At 54.6% G+C, this 19,246-nt stretch carries 15 protein-coding genes; 8 read left to right on the forward strand and 7 right to left on the reverse strand.

The window, feature by feature from the left end; all coding sequences use genetic code 11:
* Nucleotides 1-288: 288 nt before the first annotated feature.
* Together LDZ28_RS30505 and LDZ28_RS30510 are read right to left on the reverse strand one after the other, a co-directional pair.
* The gene (locus LDZ28_RS30505) at nt 289-588 is read right to left on the reverse strand and encodes a hypothetical protein (protein WP_244832091.1); all 300 of its coding nucleotides are present in this window, start codon (nt 586-588) and stop codon (nt 289-291) included.
* 270 nt (nt 589-858) lie between these two features.
* On the reverse strand, nt 859-1,626 hold the full coding sequence (locus tag LDZ28_RS30510) for a ParA family protein (RefSeq protein WP_244832092.1): 768 nt from the start codon (nt 1,624-1,626) through the stop codon (nt 859-861).
* Nucleotides 1,627-2,894: 1,268 nt separating this feature from the next.
* On the opposite strand from LDZ28_RS30510, the gene LDZ28_RS30515 reads away from it, so the two are divergent.
* From LDZ28_RS30515 to LDZ28_RS30535, 5 genes are all read left to right on the forward strand, one after another.
* Nucleotides 2,895-3,677, forward strand: a complete 783-nt coding sequence (locus tag LDZ28_RS30515) for a DUF3050 domain-containing protein (RefSeq protein ID WP_244832093.1) — start codon at nt 2,895-2,897, stop codon at nt 3,675-3,677.
* An 85-nt stretch (nt 3,678-3,762) separates the two neighbouring features.
* Nucleotides 3,763-4,686, forward strand: coding sequence for a diiron oxygenase (locus LDZ28_RS30520; RefSeq protein WP_244832094.1), 924 nt, complete (start codon nt 3,763-3,765; stop codon nt 4,684-4,686).
* 10 nt (nt 4,687-4,696) lie between these two features.
* Nucleotides 4,697-8,344, forward strand: a complete 3,648-nt coding sequence (locus LDZ28_RS30525) for an amino acid adenylation domain-containing protein (protein ID WP_244832095.1) — start codon at nt 4,697-4,699, stop codon at nt 8,342-8,344.
* Between the two features lie 31 nt (nt 8,345-8,375).
* Nucleotides 8,376-8,864, forward strand: a complete 489-nt coding sequence (locus LDZ28_RS30530; RefSeq protein ID WP_244832096.1) for an SRPBCC family protein — start codon at nt 8,376-8,378, stop codon at nt 8,862-8,864.
* A 142-nt stretch (nt 8,865-9,006) separates the two neighbouring features.
* On the forward strand, nt 9,007-10,209 hold the full coding sequence (locus LDZ28_RS30535; RefSeq protein ID WP_244832097.1) for a PLP-dependent aminotransferase family protein: 1,203 nt from the start codon (nt 9,007-9,009) through the stop codon (nt 10,207-10,209).
* Between the two features lie 29 nt (nt 10,210-10,238).
* Here LDZ28_RS30535 and LDZ28_RS30540 read toward each other — a convergent pair whose 3' ends face one another.
* Both LDZ28_RS30540 and LDZ28_RS30545 read right to left on the reverse strand, forming a co-directional pair.
* Nucleotides 10,239-10,673, reverse strand: a complete 435-nt coding sequence (locus LDZ28_RS30540) for a PPC domain-containing DNA-binding protein (RefSeq protein WP_244832098.1) — start codon at nt 10,671-10,673, stop codon at nt 10,239-10,241.
* A 748-nt stretch (nt 10,674-11,421) separates the two neighbouring features.
* Nucleotides 11,422-12,327, reverse strand: coding sequence for a LysR family transcriptional regulator (locus LDZ28_RS30545; protein WP_244832099.1), 906 nt, complete (start codon nt 12,325-12,327; stop codon nt 11,422-11,424).
* A gap of 291 nt (nt 12,328-12,618) precedes the next feature.
* On the opposite strand from LDZ28_RS30545, the gene LDZ28_RS30550 reads away from it, so the two are divergent.
* Together LDZ28_RS30550 and LDZ28_RS30555 are read left to right on the forward strand one after the other, a co-directional pair.
* Complete coding sequence (locus tag LDZ28_RS30550) at nt 12,619-13,662, forward strand: sigma-54-dependent Fis family transcriptional regulator (RefSeq protein ID WP_244832103.1); 1,044 nt, start codon at nt 12,619-12,621, stop codon at nt 13,660-13,662.
* Nucleotides 13,663-13,981: 319 nt separating this feature from the next.
* Complete coding sequence (locus tag LDZ28_RS30555) at nt 13,982-15,013, forward strand: CDP-6-deoxy-delta-3,4-glucoseen reductase (protein ID WP_244832100.1); 1,032 nt, start codon at nt 13,982-13,984, stop codon at nt 15,011-15,013.
* Between the two features lie 142 nt (nt 15,014-15,155).
* On the opposite strand, the gene LDZ28_RS30560 is transcribed toward LDZ28_RS30555, so the two are convergent.
* Both LDZ28_RS30560 and LDZ28_RS30565 read right to left on the reverse strand, forming a co-directional pair.
* Entirely contained in the window at nt 15,156-16,109 is a 954-nt protein-coding gene (locus LDZ28_RS30560; protein ID WP_244831964.1) for an ATP-binding protein, read from the reverse strand.
* A gap of 9 nt (nt 16,110-16,118) precedes the next feature.
* Entirely contained in the window at nt 16,119-17,024 is a 906-nt protein-coding gene (locus tag LDZ28_RS30565; RefSeq protein ID WP_244831965.1) for a DMT family transporter, read from the reverse strand.
* A gap of 217 nt (nt 17,025-17,241) precedes the next feature.
* On the opposite strand from LDZ28_RS30565, the gene LDZ28_RS30570 reads away from it, so the two are divergent.
* The gene (locus LDZ28_RS30570; protein WP_244831966.1) at nt 17,242-17,967 is read left to right on the forward strand and encodes a helix-turn-helix transcriptional regulator; all 726 of its coding nucleotides are present in this window, start codon (nt 17,242-17,244) and stop codon (nt 17,965-17,967) included.
* Nucleotides 17,968-18,037: 70 nt separating this feature from the next.
* Here LDZ28_RS30570 and LDZ28_RS30575 read toward each other — a convergent pair whose 3' ends face one another.
* Nucleotides 18,038-19,027, reverse strand: a complete 990-nt coding sequence (locus LDZ28_RS30575) for an aldo/keto reductase (protein ID WP_244832104.1) — start codon at nt 19,025-19,027, stop codon at nt 18,038-18,040.
* Nucleotides 19,028-19,246: the final 219 nt, after the last annotated feature.

Raw genomic sequence — 19,246 nt, forward strand, 5'->3', positions numbered from 1 at the left:
CCCAGATAGCGGTCCACCTGGACCGTATTACAGGCATCAGACGGGTCAAGCAGCTGCGCCAGAGGGCAGGGGTCAAATACAGGGCCGCCGAGCAGCTTGACGCCGTCCACATTCTTTTCTAGCCCCGGTTCACCTTGCTATCGTCCGGAGCAGGCGTTCACGAGTTTTCAAGCGGCGGAAAATTGCAAGAGTTCGCCGCCATCGTGAAGGGCTCGGCCCAGACCAGCGCATAGACTGCCAGCGCGCAGAAAGACACCTTATGTCTCGCCCATGTTGCGCGCGTCGCAGTTATTCAGCCGCCTCCAGATTCCAATACGCACGCGGCTCCTCGGATCGGGTCACAAGGATGCGGTGTTTCTTGTCGCTCCCCATAACTGACGTTGCAGCGCTTTTTGCAGCGGCCAAGACTTCCGTCTTCTTATCATCGGTGACCTTGCTATATTCAGCCGGCGGCAGTTTGAAGCTGCCTGCGTCAAGGTTCAGTTTCCGCGAAAAGCTTTTCTTTTTTAGCGCATCGTGAAGCTCGTCGTATTTATGGGAGTCGTGGTCGACTCCGATTAACTCCACCCGTACCGTGTAATTTGCCATAGCACCCTTATCACTCGTTTTTGGCGAGCAAGTTGCCCGCAATCAAGGTATCAGACGCCAATTCGCCTAAGGATTTCCTGCGCCAATGTTGCGAACTCATGCTTGGCTTCGTCCACGTGATCATTCTGGCCGGAATTGACTATCCCACGCAGTTTGCCGATCGCGACGCCGTGTCGCTGGGCCTCAGGTGCGAGGCTATGATAATGCCGGATGCCACCAAGTTTGCTTGCGCCAGGTGTGGCCAGCGCAGGATTCGTCTTGCGCAATGTATCAATGACGCGGTATCGAACGCGCGGGCCGATATCTTTCTCCCAACCGGTATGCCGCTTGTGCACCCCTACCCACTTTGTAAGCAGAAGTGATGTAACCCAAATAATGCGGCAGCCCCCGCGGCAACATCGCTTGATCGGCCTCAGATGCCATTCCGCGGATCGTGGCCCAATCGGAAACCCACTTGGAAACAGAGCGACCGACGGTAGTCAGCGCCCGAAGAGAAAAAAGATCTGCGGCAACAGGAGTGATGAAGTAGTCGCAATCGAGCAAGATCGCGCGGTTCAACGCACCGACGTTCGGCCCAACGTCATACATGACAACGTCCGCCTCGACAGACTCGGCGACTTGGTTCACGACCTGCGACAAGGCAGTCGTCACGTCGTAACCTCTGGTCCGGCGCGCGAAACTGTCGGTCCATGCGGCCGGCAGCGCCTCTTCATAGTCGGACAAAAGCACGTCACCCGGCAGCAAATGAATGTTCTTCGAGGGGAGCGTCCAGTGTGGAATTTCCTTTATGCCACCACGGCCGACCACGACGGGCCTGATGGCGGACCACAGCGTGTCTGCGGAATCTTCGTTGTCAGAATCACCGAGGAGCGTTTCCAGTTGATCTTCGTCGATATAAAAGGACGTAAGGTTGCACTGGGGATCGGCATCCACCAAAAGAACTGTTTTGCCTTTGTCGTTAAATGCATCGGCGAGATTGACAGTCAAGGTGGTCTTCCCCACGCCACCCTTATGGTTAAACAGCGCGATTTTTTTCATGATCAGTGTAGACAGCGCGAATTCTACGCAACGCGCGAAATAACAACATATCGAAACCCCGCGAGATTATGGCTCACGCTGCCACCGTGAAATTGCTCACGGCAAGCCCGCATCCATTCAGCGTTTGCCACGGTGTCAAAAGCCGGTTAGCAGGCTCGCCTCACACGGGTTCGCGGGCGCGGGCTCCAACGGGAAGACGATCTACTGTGACGAGAGACCAGCGTGTCACCGGCCGCTTGTAGTAAATTTCGCTCTTACGGCGCGCAAATGGCCGCACAGGCGCGTTGGACGCCGCTAAAAACGGTCTGCAGCAGAGTGCAATAAATCTTCGTTTTGCTGCTATTTGTGCACCGTTGTCGATCCACTCTCTAAAATCCGGTTCACAGCAATAAAGCGTAAAAACGCATCGCCGCGTGCACGCTATCTACCAACGATTGTAAAGAAGCTGCATTCGAATGATGGGGCACCGTTTCGGCTCGACGGCCGATGTCTCCGCACGAGCCCCTTGTAAACCAGCGGCCGCTTTCGAGCGTGGTGAGGACGCTCGCGCTGAAAGAACAATTGACGGCTGTGGGTCGGTTTGACTCAATCGCCTTTCGGGGAAGCCGACGCACAATGCGCCGCATCGCGAACGAAGGCGAAGTGATGAGCTGCAGCCGCACAGTGGATGAGCGGCGAGCGTCAGCAGCAGTCGAAGGGCGGACGTTGGCCATCCGACAGGGCTAGGTTACAAGCGCCGTTCACATGCTTCGTCGGACGGACTCACTCCTCCTGCCGCTTTCGGACGCATCCGCGATTACGCCAAGATAATAGTGTCTTGTCGATATGTTACCTACAGCTTGATAACGAACGTGGGCTGGCATGCCAGACGCGTCAGACTCTTAGCTGCTTCGGTCACGACGACGACTCGACTGTCTCGGATCGGCATCCGCTTCGAAGAATCTTTATTTTGGATAAAACTGACGAACTATATAAATTAGGAATGAAAAGTTAAAGAGCATTTCTGGTGGCAGGTGCACCGTGTGCCCCAGGTACTTGACCGCCATTTGGTACGGCGGCACGGAAAAGCCAGAGCGACAGGTGTTTAAAAAAATAAACAGATGGCTGTCACACATGTACAAACGTTTGCCTGGGAAGCGCGGCGTGCCCTTTGTTATCAAGGAAGTCGGGCGATTGGCATCGGTCTTGCCTTATAAGCGTTGCGAAGGTGAGGTTCCTTTTGCCGTCGTATCTATCGATATCTTTGAGACTAATTGAGGGCCACAATTGTGAACAGCATTGATGCACTGGAAGCGCAACTTGAGAAGCAACACGCGGCGCTCGCTACGCACCCGATCTTCCATTCGATCGAGACTATGCACGGGTTGCGCACGTTCATGGAATGGCATGTGTTTGCAGTGTGGGACTTCATGTCGCTCGTCAAACGTCTCCAAGCTGATCTTACGACGATCACGCTTCCGTGGTTGGCTCCGCGCAGCCCTAATGCAGCACGCCTGATCAACGAAATCGTTCTTGGTGAAGAGTGCGATGAAACCCCGAAGGGGCACATGAGCCACTTCGACCTCTACTTACATGCGATGCGCGATGTTGGAGCCAGCACCGAACGCATCGAGCATTTGATTTCTTTGCTCCAAAAGGGCGCAAGCGTGCAAAGCGCGTTAAACGCGGTCGAAGCTCCGGCGCCCGTGGTCCGTTTCGTGAATTCGACATTCGTCACCTGCTTCGAGGGTGCGACTCATCAAGTGCTCGGCAACTTCTTCTACGGCCGCGAAAACGCGATCCCAGATATGTTTCGCACTTTGCTTGCCGGCTGGAAGATCGATCGTGCCAGCGTTCCTCTACTGAGCTTCTATCTCGACCGGCACATTGAGGTCGATTCAGGCGAACATGGGCCAGCAGCGCGGGCCATGATCGAAGAGTCCACCGGCGGCGACGAGCGCAAGATGCACGAAGCACTCGAAGCGGGATTAAACGCAATCGACGAGCGCCTTCGTCTTTGGGACGGTTTGCAAGCACATCTTAGCAATCAGAAAGACGCCATCGCTGCGTGAGGCCGGGGACGGAGTCTCTTATGCAGCGATAAGACTGCCGACGTCCGCGCCCTCCGGTTTTATAACTTCCGAGGCAATGGTCACTATGTCCACTCAAAATTACGTCAGTCATGCGGATCAGTGGGAGCAACGCGCCACGATCCGTTCGCGTCCTCGACGTGTGGTCGAAGACGATGCGCTCAGCTACTACCCGATCGAGCGTCAGCCGCTCTATGCACATCCGACGGTTATGGACGCAGGTCAGGAGGTGCAAGATTACATCCTTCTCCAAAGCTTCTACAAATACATCAACGACGTAATCATCTTCGAGACAGAGATCGTCAACCGCACCGCGCTTGCAATCGCCAAAAGTCGATTTCCGTTTGATTTTCCTTTCGCGTGCAAGAGCGATGCGATGTCGGTAGTGATCGACGAGCATTACCATGCGTACGTTGCAATGGATTATCTAGATCAGGTTGAACGAAGCACCGGAATCGCGCCTATTACACAGAATAACGAAATTGAGCTGTCGCGCGCGATTCCAAGAGCCATTGCGCATGTCCCGGCGCAATACGCGGCCGGCATGGAGTTGCTAGCGGTCGCAATATCGGAAAACACCGTGACTGCGGAAGTTGCAGCGTTCTCGCGCGATACGACGCTTAAGCGCTCGGTGAAGGGGGTGATGGCGGACCATCTGGCGGATGAAGGGCGGCATTCGATTTTTTGGATCAACCTCGTCAAGCTCTATTGGTCGGAAGTCGACGAAGCTGCTCGCGAAGCGTTGGGCTTGGGATTGCCTTACTTCCTCAAAGAGTACTTGACGAACGAGCTTCAGCTCGAATTTGATCGCAGGCTTATTGAATCGCTCGATCTACCGCGGGATACACGCGAACAAATCGCTAACGATATGGTCGGGGCATATCCGATCACGAGCAAACATCCAATGATCGCGAATATCCGCAAGTTCTTGAAGATGGCGGGTTTGCTGGAACATGAACCCACGCGCGCCGCAGTTGGCGCGTACCTCTGAGGGACAGCGCATGAGAAACCTTACCTTCGCAGTGAGTGGCAACACCCGATTAGGCGCGAATGTGCTAGCAATGCTCCACGAAATGGGCCATTCCGTGGAGACGAACGAGACGCAGTCAGGACCATTGCGCGACATCACGGAAGCGCTTGGATTGGGAGAGAATCCATCGGTATTGGACGCCGATGGTCGATCGATCGACTGGTTGATAGGTTGCGACGCGTCGATCGATTTGCGCAAGCAACGCCTGTCAGGCGTCGACCAGCCAAAAATTCTTGCTTTCAGCGCGTCGTCGGCAACGTTTCCGCCCAGTCTGATCCGTGTGGAATGGCAATCGATCGATCCCGATGGCACAGTGCGGCGGGCTTCTAGCCGCGACATTGAGCTCGCATCGAAGCTGTGTGGTGCTGACATGGTTGCCGAAGTAGAAACTGCGGCTGAGGAGCTTTTCATCGAGATTGTCAGTCTGCTCGGCAGGGATGCATTCAACGACGACGCCATGACTGTCTTGAGTGGAAATATTCTCGATGACGGTACTTTCGCAGTCGACCTGGCGAAGCTTGCGGGGTGGCACGCGAGCAACCTGACAGACCGGCACTTTGACCTTGATGCCTCACTGCCGGAAATGGTGTTTAGCGCGGCGCAGGCGAATCCCCAAGCCGTTGCTTTGCATGACGAAGACGGCACGATTGACTACGCGACATTCGTAAGTGCTGCGAAGAAACTAGCGCAACAATTATCCGCCGGCTTCACAGCTTCGTCGACCGTAGCATACGACGACGCTGGCGCTCCTCGCGTAATAGCAGTTCGATTGCGTAAGTCTTCCTTGTTGTACGTGGCGATACTTGGCGCTATCGGATCGGGAGCCGCTTACCTTCCACTTGATCCGTCGTTTCCAATGGAGCGAGTTCGCGTGATCTTGGAGCAAGCGCACGCGGAGTGTCTCATCACTGATGAAGCGTTCGATAGCTCTGCATTAAGCGATCTGCCGATCCGGGTAGTGCCTCTGACGCGTAAAGTCTTCGAGAGCTCGATATTGGATGATTCGGCTTGGCCGCTCGAAGACGACCCAGAACGCGCCTCTCGGTGTGCGATCACGATCTTTACGTCGGGCTCGACAGGCGTACCAAAGGGCGTGATGCTTACACACCGCAATATTGTGCACTTCTGCCATTGGTATCGCGAATACGCTGAACTAACTGCGGCATCGCGTGTATTGCAGTTCTGCACGGTTGCATTCGATGTTTCGCTGCTCGACATCTTCCCAACCTTCCTCGCGGGTGCGACGCTCGTCGTCCCGACTGAGGAACAGCGCCATGCGCTAGATGACCTCAGTCAACTCATTGCGAGGCAGCGTCTGTCTCACGCATTCTTGCCGCCGGCACTGCTAGCGGTAATGCCACCCGCGGAGTGGCCGGAGCTCAAACATCTGCTGACCGGCGGCGACATCTGCTTTCCGGAAACGATCGCGCGTTTTGGCTCGGAACGTCAGTTTCACAACATCTTCGGGCCAGCCGAATGCACGGTGCTGGTCACTATCGCCAGACTTCAGCCTACCGATAATAACCGCTTGATCGGCCACCCCATGGCCAACGTTCGCTGCTATGTACTCGACGAAACTGGATACCCGGTTCGGACAGGCGAAGCTGGAGAACTTTGCGTAGCGGGCGCGGGAGTCGCGAAGGGGTATTTGCGCCGCCCCGATTTGAGCGGTGAACGGTTCGTGTCGAATCGATATGCCACTGCAAATGGACTTTGGGACAATGAGATGCTGTACCGCACGGGCGATATTGTGCAATGGGACAACAAAGGCTCGCTCCATTTTGTCGGCCGACGCGATGCACAGGTCAAAATTCGTGGCTTTCGCGTTGAACTCGGTGAGATCGAAAACGCCGCGCTCGCCACGGGAATGTTTGGCCAATGCGCGTGCGTGGTGGACGATCGGAAGCGAGTTCGAATTTTCCTTAGCAAGCCGCTGGATCAAGCAGTGACCGCAGAGATGCTGCGAGCCGCATTGGCGGTCAAATTACCGGACTACATGTTGCCGTACGAAGCGCTAGTGATTGACGCGCTGCCTTCCACTCACAACGGCAAAATAGATCGCGGCGCACTGGCGCGCATTCCGTCGCAGCGCGAGGCTGCTCCAGCAAACGATAGGGAACCGGCAAACGCGACGGAACGGCAGTTGCGCGGGCTATGGGCGACGCTACTCGATCTCGAAGAAGAAGAAATAGGACGGCACGATTCGTTCTTCGATTTGGGCGGACACTCTCTACTCGTGTCGCGTCTGATGCTCGCCGTCAAACGGCAGATGGCTGGCAACGCGCCTTTAGCACGTTTTATGGAAAAACCTACGATCGAAGCGCTTGCCTCATTGCTCACTGACCGCGAGCGTAAGAAGGGTGATCGTATCCCACCGCGCGTCTACGAAGATATGCGATTAGCAGACGATATTCGTCCGTTAGAAGGTCTACGGCCTGATCCGCGCAAGCTGAGCAACGTGTTGCTTACTGGGGCAAACGGCTTCCTCGGTAGCTTCATAGCCGCAGAATTGCTGGCACAGTCAAAAGCAACCGTTTGGTGTCTGATTCGGGCCGAGAACGAAACGGATGGTCGCGCGCGACTAGACGCTGCGCTGCGCGCAAACGGAATGGGCGCGTTAGCTGGACATTCACGCCTGCAAGTGGTACTAGGCGACCTTGCGAAAGTTCGGCTTGGGCTGTCGAAAGAAACTTGGGCTCGCTTCGCCGATAAAATCGATGCGATTTACCATAACGGCGCCCACGTCAATCACGTGTACGACTACCCGTTCCTGTATCGCGCTAACGTTGGCTCGACGCTAGAATTGCTGCGACTCGCATGCGAACGCCGTAATAAATCACTGCATTTCGTGTCAACTCTCTCGGCCGCGAGTGCGACCGACGAAGTGGGAAAGTTGGTGGAGGACGGTCCTTCGCTCAACGCCCCCGCATTCGTTAACAACGGTTACAACGTCACCAAGTGGGTATCGGAACATCTTGTATGGGAGGCGGCGCGGCGGGGTATAGACGCGACGATCCTCAGGCCTGGAAACATCACAGGCGTTGCTGGATCTGGCTTTTGCTTACCCGATCGCAATCGCGTACTTTTACTGGTCAAGGGTTCGCTGCAATTGGGCTTTGCCCCTGCCGGAGATACTGCGTTTGACTTCACGCCAGTTGATTTTCTCGCTCAAGCGATCGTCCGTTGTACGCTGGATCCACATCGAGAGCTGCAAGTGTTTCACTTCCAAAATCCGCAGCCGTTGACTTGGGCGTCTTACCTTGGAGCACTATCTCGCCTTGGCTTTCAACTTACGCTCGAAGAACCTGAGCTGTGGCGTCAAAGATTGCCGGGAATCGACGAGAACAATGCTTTGTTCGACGTGATCGCGTTCTATTTGGACGACTCCCAAGAAGACATCGGCGACATGTCGAGGATCGCGCATGAATTGAGCGCGGCGACTTTGAAGCGGCTGGGTCTCTCGTACCCGGAGAAAGACGCCGCATTGCTCGATGCACATTTTCGCTTCTTAATTCGCAATGGTTTCTTGCCTGTCCCACCTTCTACCAAATCATTGACGACGAATAAGCAGGCAGCCGAGCCGGACGTCATGCAGCCGGACGCCGCGCAGTCGGCTTGAAAAGCGTTGTTCCACTACAAAGGAGAGCATCATGCAGCAAGAAGTACTGAACAAATTGCGTCCAGATACGTCGATTGCCAATTTGGACACGACGATCCACGAGGGCGTCGCTGAACTCAACGCACCCGCTCGCAAGGTGTGGGAAACCGTTGGCCGTTTTGATGGATACAACCGGTTCGTTACCGGCTTGGAGCGCATCGAGATGACGGGCACGGCCAACGGACTGCGTTCGCTGCGCAACAAATTTTTTACCGGTGGCGATCTAGTCGTGGAGCAGTTGAACTCTCGCGACGACGAAAATATGACCATGACGTGGACCCTCATCTATACCACGTTTGACATCGGTAACATGTGGGCGTCCATGGAAGTCGTGCCTCGCGGCGACAACGCATGTACTGCCACCTACCGAATAGCTGGTGAGGCAAGATCGGGTGATTCTAAGGACCAGCCCGCATTCGACAAGTTTGCGGTTGACTTTCTCAAGATGGCGATGGACAACCTTCGCAAGATGTTCAACTGAGGCAGGATCTAAGCGAGTCTGGGTCGCGGCCTTGCGGGGTCGCCGTGAAGCCGCGGCCGAGCGTCAATCAGATGGGATCTAAGGCGACTAAGTCGCAAATCGACTAGTTTCGCGCGGATCGTGATCAACCAAAATTTAAGTCATGGACCGATACAATCCGCCTGGAAGTCGCTGGAAACTGGCAAAACGCACAGGGCAAATGACTCATTCCGCTTTGCGGGAACTGCTAAAAGTGGCTGAGCGACCCGACGTTATCTCATTTGCGGGCGGGCTCCCATCGCCCGCTCTGCTGCCATCGGACCGCATCAAGGAGGTTCTGAAACGCATTTTAGAGACCGACGCGGTAGGGACGCTGCAGTATGGTCCATCGGAGGGTTATACGCCGTTACGTGAGGCGATTGCTGAGCAGCTCTCGAGCACGGGTTCGACGGTCTATCCCTCGCAGGTGTTGGTGACGACTGGCTCGCAGCAGGCGCTTGACCTACTTGCGCGCGTGCTTATCGATGAAGGCAGCAAGGTATTAATTGAAGCGCCCACGTATCTTGGCGCCGTGCAGGCCTTCTCACAATATGAGCCACAATTCGAGCAGGTAAAGAGCGATGACGCGGGCTTGATACCCAGTCTGCTGTCCCAGAGCCAAGTGCAGGAGGCACGTCTCCTTTATACCCAACCGAACTTTCAGAATCCAACGGGACGGCGCCTGGCTCCTGAACGTCGCCGCCAACTTGCGGAGTTATCGCTTGCCAACAATCTCCTCGTAGTTGAGGACGATCCCTATGGTGACCTAGTCTATAAGGGTGGTGCGCTTCCCTCGATACGGTCCCTGGCGTCCGACACGGTCGTTTATTTAGGTTCCTTTTCGAAAATCTTGGCCCCCGGCTTGCGTGTGGGCTATTTGGTCGCACCAGACGATTTGATGGCGAAACTAGTACAAGCGAAGCAAGCTAGCGACTTGCACACAGCTGGCATTACGCAACGGGTAGCGTATCACGCCTTTAGAAACGGTTTCTTCGCATCGCACCTCGACGAATTGAAGGTCAGGTATTCCGAGCAATGCGAAATAATGTTGCAAAGCCTAGAACTTTTTATGTCGCCCGGCGTAACTTGGAGTCGTCCCGAAGGAGGGATGTTTCTGTGGATAACTTTACCAACCCAGCTTGACGCTTCTGATGTATTCGTCGCGGCAATGCAAGCCGGCGTAGCGGTTGTGCCAGGAGCCGCCTTTTATGCGACGGAGCCACAGCATAATACGCTGAGATTATCGTTCACGACCGCAACGTCCGCTCAAATTCGTAGCGGGATCGAGCTGCTGGGCCGAATAATAGAAGCCAGTCTTCGTCAGTGATGCGGGCAATTGCACCGCCCGCATCGACCTTATTGCGAAGAGTCCGATAGCCACTCTTGTACAGTCACCTCAACAGTGATGAAGGTGGGATTCATGCCACGTACTAAGCGCCCGGCGACTACCTGACTGTCCGTTCCAGACAGTATTGCGGTTAGCTCCGTTGAGTATTGATCATCCAGTATTGACGCCGATGTCGATACAACCTCCCCAAACAGTCCGACGATCTCGACGCCCGGCCCTTTAACCAATTGCACGGGTAGTGTCGTGTTCCCACCGACCGACAGATTTCCATCGATCAAGCTGCCGACCGCGCTGCGCACGATGGCTCGTCGGATTTCAAAGCTCTCGCACAGTTTCTCCAGCGATTCGACGATGTCTTCGTTCGGTTTCAAGCGAGCGATTACAGTCCGTCCGTAGACACCACATTTCATTTCAACGTCACACGAATCAATAAGCGTCTTCACGGTGCTCACCCTATCGTGGTTGGTCCAAATAGTGTGTATCGCGTTTCCGCGTCGTCATACTTAGCGAAGCCCACATCCTCGGAGGTACAAAGATGTAATATCAATGACTCTTGGCCCACTTCAAGCCGATCCAAATCGAAGTGACCGCCATGTAGGCGCCCATCCGTACTGACGAAAGCTCCGTGGCAGTGCAGTTCAACCCCTCCTGAATGATTCCGGCCGATCGTAATGGAACCATGCAATAAGGCGACTTCGCCGGTTTCTAGCATTGGCGCGCCGTAGACGTAAGGACGTTCGCCTTGCATTGCCTGAGTGACTAGGTGGTATTGCAGAGCGCTAGCAGTCCCGCTAGAAATTCGGCCAGTTGCGCCGGCGAACGCGTAGCGTGTCGCCAGAGCCCGTAATTCAACGCCAGCGCATCTTCCGCTAGGAATTTCCACACGTATTTCACTCGGCTGCCGCACAAGCGCAGCTAGCACCCGCGGATGCGCTGCTAATCCAGGGTGATGGAACACGTTAGTTGTTGGCATCATTCGGCGGCCCTTATGGTTAGGAAACCATAAGATAGCAAATTTGATGCCTTTTGACGTAGCGCTTGTAAATCTTGCTCAGCAACGGCTTCGCATTTGTTTTGTCCTGCATCAACGTCTACAGATGGTTCTGGGAAGCGACAGGTGTAGCGATAGGCGGTCGCTCAGACGTTGTTGTTCGGAATCGTCAAACGGCCGAAGAGGTGCGACAAGACACGTTAAATCACTTCCCTCGCATTCCTGCCGGAGAGGCCCATTTGGGCGGCAATATCGACAAAGCGCTCTACACACGGATTAAGCGTGTGTGGATTCCAGACGAGTGCCACATCGACGAACGGAGCATGTAGCAGCGGCACGAAACGAACGTTCTCAGCACGAGTGCTGCGCATCGAACTGTGAACAAGCGCCACACCAAGGTCCTGTGCCACCAAGTTCACGATGGTTTGCTGGAATTTCGTCTCAATGCGCACGCGCGGTGTGAAATTTGACCGACGACAGTGCTCGACAATGGTGTTGTAGATGAATGGAGATGCAGAATGTGGAGAAATGATGAACCAGTCTTCGCGCAACTCGGCGATGGATATAGCGGCTCGCATACAGAGCCGATGCCTTTCCGGCAACACCGCGACCAATTGCTCCCTGAACACTGTGCGGGTCTCAAGCTCAATCGCCGAATCGGATGGATACATGACGCCAATATCGGCTTTACCTGCGTGGATATCGGCGACTAACTGTGTAGGAATGCTCTCGCTGAGCTTCAATTCGACGCGTGGGAATGCCGACGAATAAGCGCGTGTCAAGATTGGAACGATACTGTAAGCCGCAGCGAACATAAACCCGGCTACCAGTGATCCCTCCTCACCTAAGTCGGCGGCGCGTGCGTGGCTGCGCGCTTTATCCACAGTGGCCAGGATCATCTTCGCGTCGCTATAAAAGCGATGCCCTGCTGGCGAGAGGCGAACAACGCGACTTGTACGATCTAGTAAAAGTACGCCGAGTTCGGTTTCGAGCAACGCAATTTGGCGCGACAACGGCGGTTGGGATATATGGAGGAGTGAAGCCGCTCGTCCGAAATGGAGCGTCTCTGCTAGCACCACGAAATAGCGTATTTGCCTCAGTTCCATGCGTAGCGGCCCCAGATTCGCGCTTCAGGCGTTTATCGATACCTTTGCCGTATCGACGCTCGCATAATAATGTATTGGAGCATATTAATAAAGCCTTCTATCCTTGGTCTCGGAGACAAGCCGTCGGCAGCTCCTCACGTGATTCGCGAGGCCACAAGCCCCGCCGATTCTGCCGACTAAATAAATATGAGAGATGCCATGACCGCCCACGAACCGTTGGATCGCGCTGGTGCAAGCTCGCCCCCATTATCTTCGCTTCCCTTGAGTAGACTTTGCGGTGATGACCCTGCGATGATAGCCACACTGTCGCGAGCTCGCCTATTGATCGACCGACAGCTTCCCATCCTTATCCTTGGCGAAACTGGCACGGGGAAGGAGTACCTTGCTCGTGCGTTACACGAGTACAGTAGCCGATGCCGTGCGGCAATGGTCCCAGTCAATTGCGGCTCAATTCCGGAAAATTTGATCGAGAGCGAGTTGTTCGGATATTCTCGCGGAGCCTTTTCCGGCGCGCTCTCGAGCGGCATGAAGGGAAAGGTGATGCTCGCGCATCGCGGTACTCTTTTCCTTGATGAGATCGGAGATATGCCGGCCGCCCAACAAACTCGTCTTTTGCGAGTGCTCTCTGAGCGCGAGGTAACTCCGATCGGGTCGACGGAACCTCTTAAAGTGGATCTTCAGCTGATCTGCGCGACTCATCAGAATATTGAATCGCATGTTGAAGCTGGAACGTTCCGAGAAGATCTTTACTATCGAATAGCGGTCGGTATCATACAATTGCCACCTGTGCGGGAAAGGCTCGACCTTGCTTGGATATTGCAATCGATTCTTGAAAGCGAAGTCCCCGGCATGACCTTAGAACGCAATGTCGACCGGGAGGCACGCGACATTCTGATGCAAAACCAATGGCCTGGAAATCTGCGCCAAATGCGCGCGGCCATTCAGTATGCATGTGCAGTCAGAAGCGACGAAATGATCCGCGCAGCGGACCTGCCTAGTAATCTTATGCCTGGCAAGATCGTTAGCAAGAGGCACCGCCCAGGGGTAACGCAACAACCCTCATTCGATATGTCGCCAGACGCCTCCGGCTCGCTAGTTGAGCGGTCCAGCGCGCGACCTCTCAAGTGGCATACAGATATGCGAGGCCCGTCCGCCTCTCTACCTAGCGAGCGTGACAATATCCTCCGTGCGCTCTCAGCGAGCCGATGGAATATTTCTGCCGCATCACGTGATCTTGGGATTTGTCGAGCATCGCTGTATCGGAAGTTGCGGGAGCTTCGCATACCACATGTGCGCGACATGGGAAGTGACATCCTTATGGCGGACGCCGGTTAAACGATAGTTGCACTTCGAGCGCCATACCGATACTACACGCGATAGCCTGCAAAGCGAGAGTAAGCATTCTGCGGCCCAAAGGGGCGCCGAGTTGATCTTCGCGAATACGCGCTTACAAATGCTAGTGTCGTGGCAGGTGTATAGGCGGCGCGTCGGACAAGTCAATCTGCTGGCGATGCGTTGGCCTTTGAAAACAGTAGGGCGCGTGAAGGGCGGTTAACGCTACACGAATCCTTCGGCCGCGACGTTCACCGACTCTGAAATCTGCGCAGGCTTTTTTGCGATCGAGATTTATAGTATATAAACGCGGGGAAATCGAATGGCTTATCAGGTGACGATTCAGCAAAGCGGCCGACAGTTCGAAGTCGAGCTGGGCGAAACTGTTTTAAATGCTGCGCTGCGTAAGAGTGTGCCTTTGCCCCACGGATGCAAGAACGGCGCATGCGGTGCGTGCAGAGGCATGATCGTGAAGGGTAAAGTTGTGCAAGGAGCGCATTCTCCGTCTGCACTGTCCAACGATCAGAGAAGCCAGGGAATGGCGCTGTTCTGCTGTTCGACAGCGCAGACCGACCTCATCATTGAAGTTGACGAAGTGATCGCTGTTACTGGCATCAAGCCGAAGAGAATGCCATGCAGGGTTGAGAAGCTGGACCGTAAGACCGATGATGTCATCGAATTGAAGCTCAAAACAGCGCACGATATGCGGCTTCAATATCTCGCTGGACAGTACATCGAGATTCTCCTAAAAGATGGCAATAGGCGAAGTTACTCGATGGCCAGTCCGCCTCATCTTAACGGACCCCTTGAACTACACATCCGCTGGATGCCTGGCGGCGTATTAACGGACCATGTCTTTGGTGCAATGAAGGAACGTGATCTTCTGCGCATTGAAGGTCCATTTGGCACTTTCTTTTTACGTGAAGATTCGGACAAACCAGTCATTTTTTTCGCGTCGGGGACGGGCTTTGCGCCGATCAAGGCCATGATCGAGCACGCATTGTTCAAGGAACTGAGTCGTCCGATTTCGTTGTATTGGGGAGGACGCCGAAAGGAAGACCTTTACATGATGGCTTTGGCAGAACGTTGGGCGAGAGAGGTGCCGGGTTTCACCTTCGTTCCGGTACTCTCCGAACCCGGCGTTAACGGGAGTTGGCTCGGCCGGACAGGTTTGGTACACCGCGCGGTTATCGAAGATTTGCCCGACTTGAGCGGTTATCAGGTATATGCTTGTGGCGCGCCAGTAATGGTGGAAGCGGCGCGGCGCGACTTCACACTTTGCCACCGGTTGCCAACTGACGAATTCTTTGCAGATTCGTTCACAAGTTCAGCAGACGTCAAAAATGTGGTGTGATTCGAAGAGACGTTTTTGATCCTATGTTGGCAGAGCGAATCCGCGCGATGCGCCACTCATCAAGTCGTCGGCTATCGAGTCTGATGCCCGTTGATTCCGACATTGCTGCGATGCATTGTTGGCAAGCAGCACTCCCAGCTTGCTAACGGCTCGAGTTGCCCTTGCGGTCAGAATATCCACCGTCATTGCCGACGCAAGCCAGACGGCCAGCGTAATCTTGAGCGAATTGTGTTGCAATTCGACCGGAGCGGCCACCTCGCCCGAGAGCCCATTGCAAAGCGCATTGCCGTGCTTCGTCAACCTGTGTCGGAGTCAGTCCAAGCATCCTAAGCCGCTGATCAACGACGCCTAGATAATGCTCCTGCGAAAACGGATAGAAGGTTATCCAGATTCCGAAGCGTTCTGACAGCGAAATTTTCTCCTCGATCGCGTCGCCCGGATGTAGTTCGCCATTTTCCGCAACGGAATGGGCTTCGTTGTCTCTTGCGTCTTCTGCTAACAAATGGCGCCGGTTCGACGTTGCATAAATGAGCACATTGCTGGCGTGGCCAGTCACAGACCCATCAAGCACCGTTTTAAGTCCCTTATAGCCCGTCTCGCCCGGTTCGAAGGACAAGTCGTCGCAAAAGATTAGGAAGCGCTCGGACCGGTGACGCACGCGATCGAAGATATCCGGTAAGTCATTCAGGGAGTCCTTTCCGACTTCAATAAGCCGCAGACCCTCGGGCGCAAATGCATGCAAGCAAGCTCTGACAAGGGAAGACTTGCCTGTTCCGCGCGCCCCAGTGAGGAGAACGTTGTTCGCGGGATATCCCATCACAAACTGGCGCGTGTTTTGCCGAATGGTTTCTATCTGGCGATCAACGTTGCATAACTCGTCGAACGGAGTCAGCATCGGATTGCTCACGGCGGCCAAGCGAGGCTTTCCAAACGGCCCGGCGGCGCCGTGCCAGCGAAACGCAATAGCCCCACGCCAATCGTCATCATTCGTTTGAGAGCTTCCCAGAGCTATTTCTGCCCACATGGCTAGCCGATCGAGCCGTTTGAATAGCCCGACAGTATCAAGCTCGTCCTTGTTTGTAGTTTCAACGGCCATCTTTTCTCCTTAATCCCGAGCCGGGACTGCCTCTGGAATTGTTGGTCTGAAAAGTTGCGCGACAATCACTCCGAGGAGTGCAGTACCACCGCCAAGAGCGTCATAGACATGTACTGCCTCTCCGAACATCGCGACGGCCATCAGAGCGGTTGCGATCGGCAATACATTCATGAAGAGAGCGCACTGGTTTGGGCCAATGAGTTTGACACCCTGCATCCAAAGAAATGGCAGGACCACAGATGCTAATACGCCAGCGTACAATATTAGCGGCGCGCTAGCCAAGGTGGGCACCGCTTCGGCTGCGGGAAGACGCAACAGCATAGGCACCATGAAAAGGAGCGCGAATATAGCTTGGAGGTAGATTGATTGCCAGGACGGGAGGTTCATGTGCCAGCGCTTAAGCAGTACTCCATAAAGGGCGTACGCAAGCGCGGCTAGGATCATAAGTAGATCACCGAGATGCGCTCCGCTGTGTAGCAGCTTGCCCGGTTCGCCCTGAGTTATCAAATACACCACTCCCGCCAGAGAGAGGATACCGCCTCCCACCATGCCGGTCGTGGGTGTGTCGCCAAGTAATAGAGTGCTAACCGCCATAGTCATCAGCGGTATCAACGCCGTTATGACCGCCATGTTCGTAGCAGTTGTGGTCTTCGCCGCTTCATAAGAGAGGCTCTGAAACAATGCCATCGCCAGGAAACCGAGAACAGCAAGTTTAGGCAACTGCTGCACGATAGTTTTGCGGTTCGCCCATGCAGGCTTCAGCGTGAACATACTCATCAACGCCACAGCTAACAGCAGCCGGTAAAAGGTGATTGCCGACGGATGGATCGTATGAGCCGATAGCTTGGATACGATAACGTTGCCCGCCCAAAGAAAAATTGCAAACAACGGATACAGGAAATACGATCTCTTCATAACAAGCTCTGAACCGTTGAAATCTATCCAAGGGCACCAATGATGCACGCAGTCCTTGCGGTCCGTCTAACGTCAAAGAGCCTTCATTCATCGCAAAACAGTCACTCTCACCCTGATGAAAAAAATGATAGGTAGAACTTTGGCGCCCCTGCCGTCTCCTAGCGATGCATTCGAGCCAACGGGGTTGGATGCACACTTACCATTCGAACATACGCCCATGCCGGTATCCGCGATGGCGGCTTGGTATCCGCACGGAACGGTTATCGCCCCGCATAGGCATCGCCGGGCGCAATTGCTTTATGCAATTGAGGGCGTCATGACAATTGAGTCGGCAACGGGGTCATGGGTTGTGCCCCCAACGCGTGGTGTTTGGCTCGAGCCTAGCGTCGAACATTCGGTCAAAATGAGCGGTGACGTGAAGATGCGGACGGTGTTTGTCGAACCGGGTGCGGCGGCGCATCTACCAAGCAGAAGTTGTGTCGTCGAAGTCCATAGTTTGCTTCGCGAGCTCATTTTATCCGCTATTAATGTGCCGTTGGACTATGCAACCGGATCACGCGACGATCACCTGATGTGTTTACTTCTTGCGGAATTGAACGCCATGCCGTTGCTGCCGCTTTATTTGCCGTGGCCGAGCGATATACGCCTGCGCAGCGTCTGTCAAATGGTGATTGCCACTCCGGACGACAATCGAACAGTTGGCGCTTGGGCCAAAACACTAGAAGTCTCAGAGAAAACTTTTTATCGTTGGTTTCAGCGGGAAACAGGCGTTAACTTCGGTGCTTGGCGGCAGCAAGCAAGGTTGCTGCTAGCATTGCAACGCATTGCTCATGGCGAAAAGATCATTGCTGTCGCTATGGACCACGGATATACCAGTCAAAGCGCATTCACCGCAATGTTCAAGCGTCATTTCGGCGTCGCACCCTCAGCTTTCTACTCTTGACTTTCTGACTCGACGCTACGCCCGTGATCCATAGTAAAAGGCTTAACGGGCGTTCGCGACTAATAGGAAGCTATCGATCGACCATTTGTTCCATCGCGGCAGTGTAACGCGGCCCGGCAGTTGCGCCGGGCGCGAAGACCTTGTCAAGACGCGCCAGTAGTGAACCAGGAAGTTCCAACGTTGCAGCCGCTAAATTTTGCTCTAGATTGCGTACTCGTCGGGTACCGGGAATTGGTACGATGTCACGACCTTGAGCCAGTGCCCAAGCAAGCGCCAGTTGCGCGGGCGTGCCCCCGGCTTCCTTTGCCAAATCGTTCAATAAATCGACGAGGCGCAAGTTTGTATCAAAATTGTCGCCTTGCAATCGCGGATCAGAAGTTCGGCGGGAATCCCCTTCTGGAAACTCTTCTGCGCGGCGCGCCGAATTGGTAAGGAATCCGCGGCCCAAGGGTGCGAAGGGAACGAGTCCAATACCCAGTTCCCTCAGACAAGGAAGGATCTCAGCTTCGATATCGCGTTCCCACAACGAATACTCGCTTTGCAATGCTGTTACTGGATGGACGGCATGGGCACGACGGATGGTGCGCGCACTCGCCTCCGAGAGTCCGAAATAACGGACCTTTCCCGCATTGATCAAGTCGCCGACAGTACCTGCGACATCTTCAATTGGCACAGTTGGGTCGACCCGATGTTGGTAAAGCAGATCAATGTAGTCTGTATCCAACCGCTGCAAGCTCGCTTCGACCACGTCTCGTATATGAGACGGTCGGCTATCGGTACCCGAAATCTTACCGTCATTGATTCGGAAACCAAATTTTGTTGCAATCACAACGCGATCTCTGCGCCCTTTGATGAACTGTGAGAGCAGTTCTTCATTTTTGAATGGTCCGTAAACTTCCGCCGTATCGTAGAAGTCACAGCCGAGATCGAAAGCCCGGTCCAAAGTTGAGAGGGACTCAGCATCGTCGGCCGGGCCATACGCGAAACTCATGCCCATACATCCGAGTCCCAGCGCAGAGACTTCCAAACCTTGCGATCCCAACATGCGGCGTGGCAACATAGTGTTTCCTTCGTCGTGAGAGTTGTGTTTTATCGTTGACAGAGTTTTTTTCGGCGTAGTAAGCGGTACTTCATGCCCTTCCCTAAATTTTGACGGCACGTCGACAAAGGCGCTCTTTGCCTGGCCAGCACCGCTTTTGCTGGCACCGAGCGATCGATCCATCGCGCGCATTGACGAGTTCAGTTTGCACTTCGACGACATAAAAGCCGGCTGAGCTGA

It is taken from the genome of Caballeronia sp. TF1N1, assembly GCF_022878925.1.
In the GTDB taxonomy this organism is placed as follows: Bacteria; Pseudomonadota; Gammaproteobacteria; order Burkholderiales; family Burkholderiaceae; genus Caballeronia.

Excerpts from the sequence above, each read along its gene's own strand:
- LDZ28_RS30530 (WP_244832096.1), top strand. The coding sequence starts at position 8,376 with ATGCAGCAAGAAGTACTGAACAAATTGCGTCCAGATACGTCGATTGCC.
- LDZ28_RS30575 (WP_244832104.1), bottom strand. The coding sequence starts at position 19,027 with ATGTTGCCACGCCGCATGTTGGGATCGCAAGGTTTGGAAGTCTCTGCG.
- LDZ28_RS30555 (WP_244832100.1), top strand. The coding sequence starts at position 13,982 with ATGGCTTATCAGGTGACGATTCAGCAAAGCGGCCGACAGTTCGAAGTC.
- LDZ28_RS30570 (WP_244831966.1), top strand. The coding sequence starts at position 17,242 with ATGCCGGTATCCGCGATGGCGGCTTGGTATCCGCACGGAACGGTTATC.
- LDZ28_RS30545 (WP_244832099.1), bottom strand. The coding sequence starts at position 12,327 with ATGGAACTGAGGCAAATACGCTATTTCGTGGTGCTAGCAGAGACGCTC.
- LDZ28_RS30565 (WP_244831965.1), bottom strand. The coding sequence starts at position 17,024 with ATGAAGAGATCGTATTTCCTGTATCCGTTGTTTGCAATTTTTCTTTGG.
- LDZ28_RS30505 (WP_244832091.1), bottom strand. The coding sequence starts at position 588 with ATGGCAAATTACACGGTACGGGTGGAGTTAATCGGAGTCGACCACGAC.
- LDZ28_RS30535 (WP_244832097.1), top strand. The coding sequence starts at position 9,007 with ATGGACCGATACAATCCGCCTGGAAGTCGCTGGAAACTGGCAAAACGC.
- LDZ28_RS30525 (WP_244832095.1), top strand. The coding sequence starts at position 4,697 with ATGAGAAACCTTACCTTCGCAGTGAGTGGCAACACCCGATTAGGCGCG.
- LDZ28_RS30560 (WP_244831964.1), bottom strand. The coding sequence starts at position 16,109 with ATGGCCGTTGAAACTACAAACAAGGACGAGCTTGATACTGTCGGGCTA.
- LDZ28_RS30510 (WP_244832092.1), bottom strand. The coding sequence starts at position 1,626 with ATGAAAAAAATCGCGCTGTTTAACCATAAGGGTGGCGTGGGGAAGACC.
- LDZ28_RS30520 (WP_244832094.1), top strand. The coding sequence starts at position 3,763 with ATGTCCACTCAAAATTACGTCAGTCATGCGGATCAGTGGGAGCAACGC.
- LDZ28_RS30550 (WP_244832103.1), top strand. The coding sequence starts at position 12,619 with ATGATAGCCACACTGTCGCGAGCTCGCCTATTGATCGACCGACAGCTT.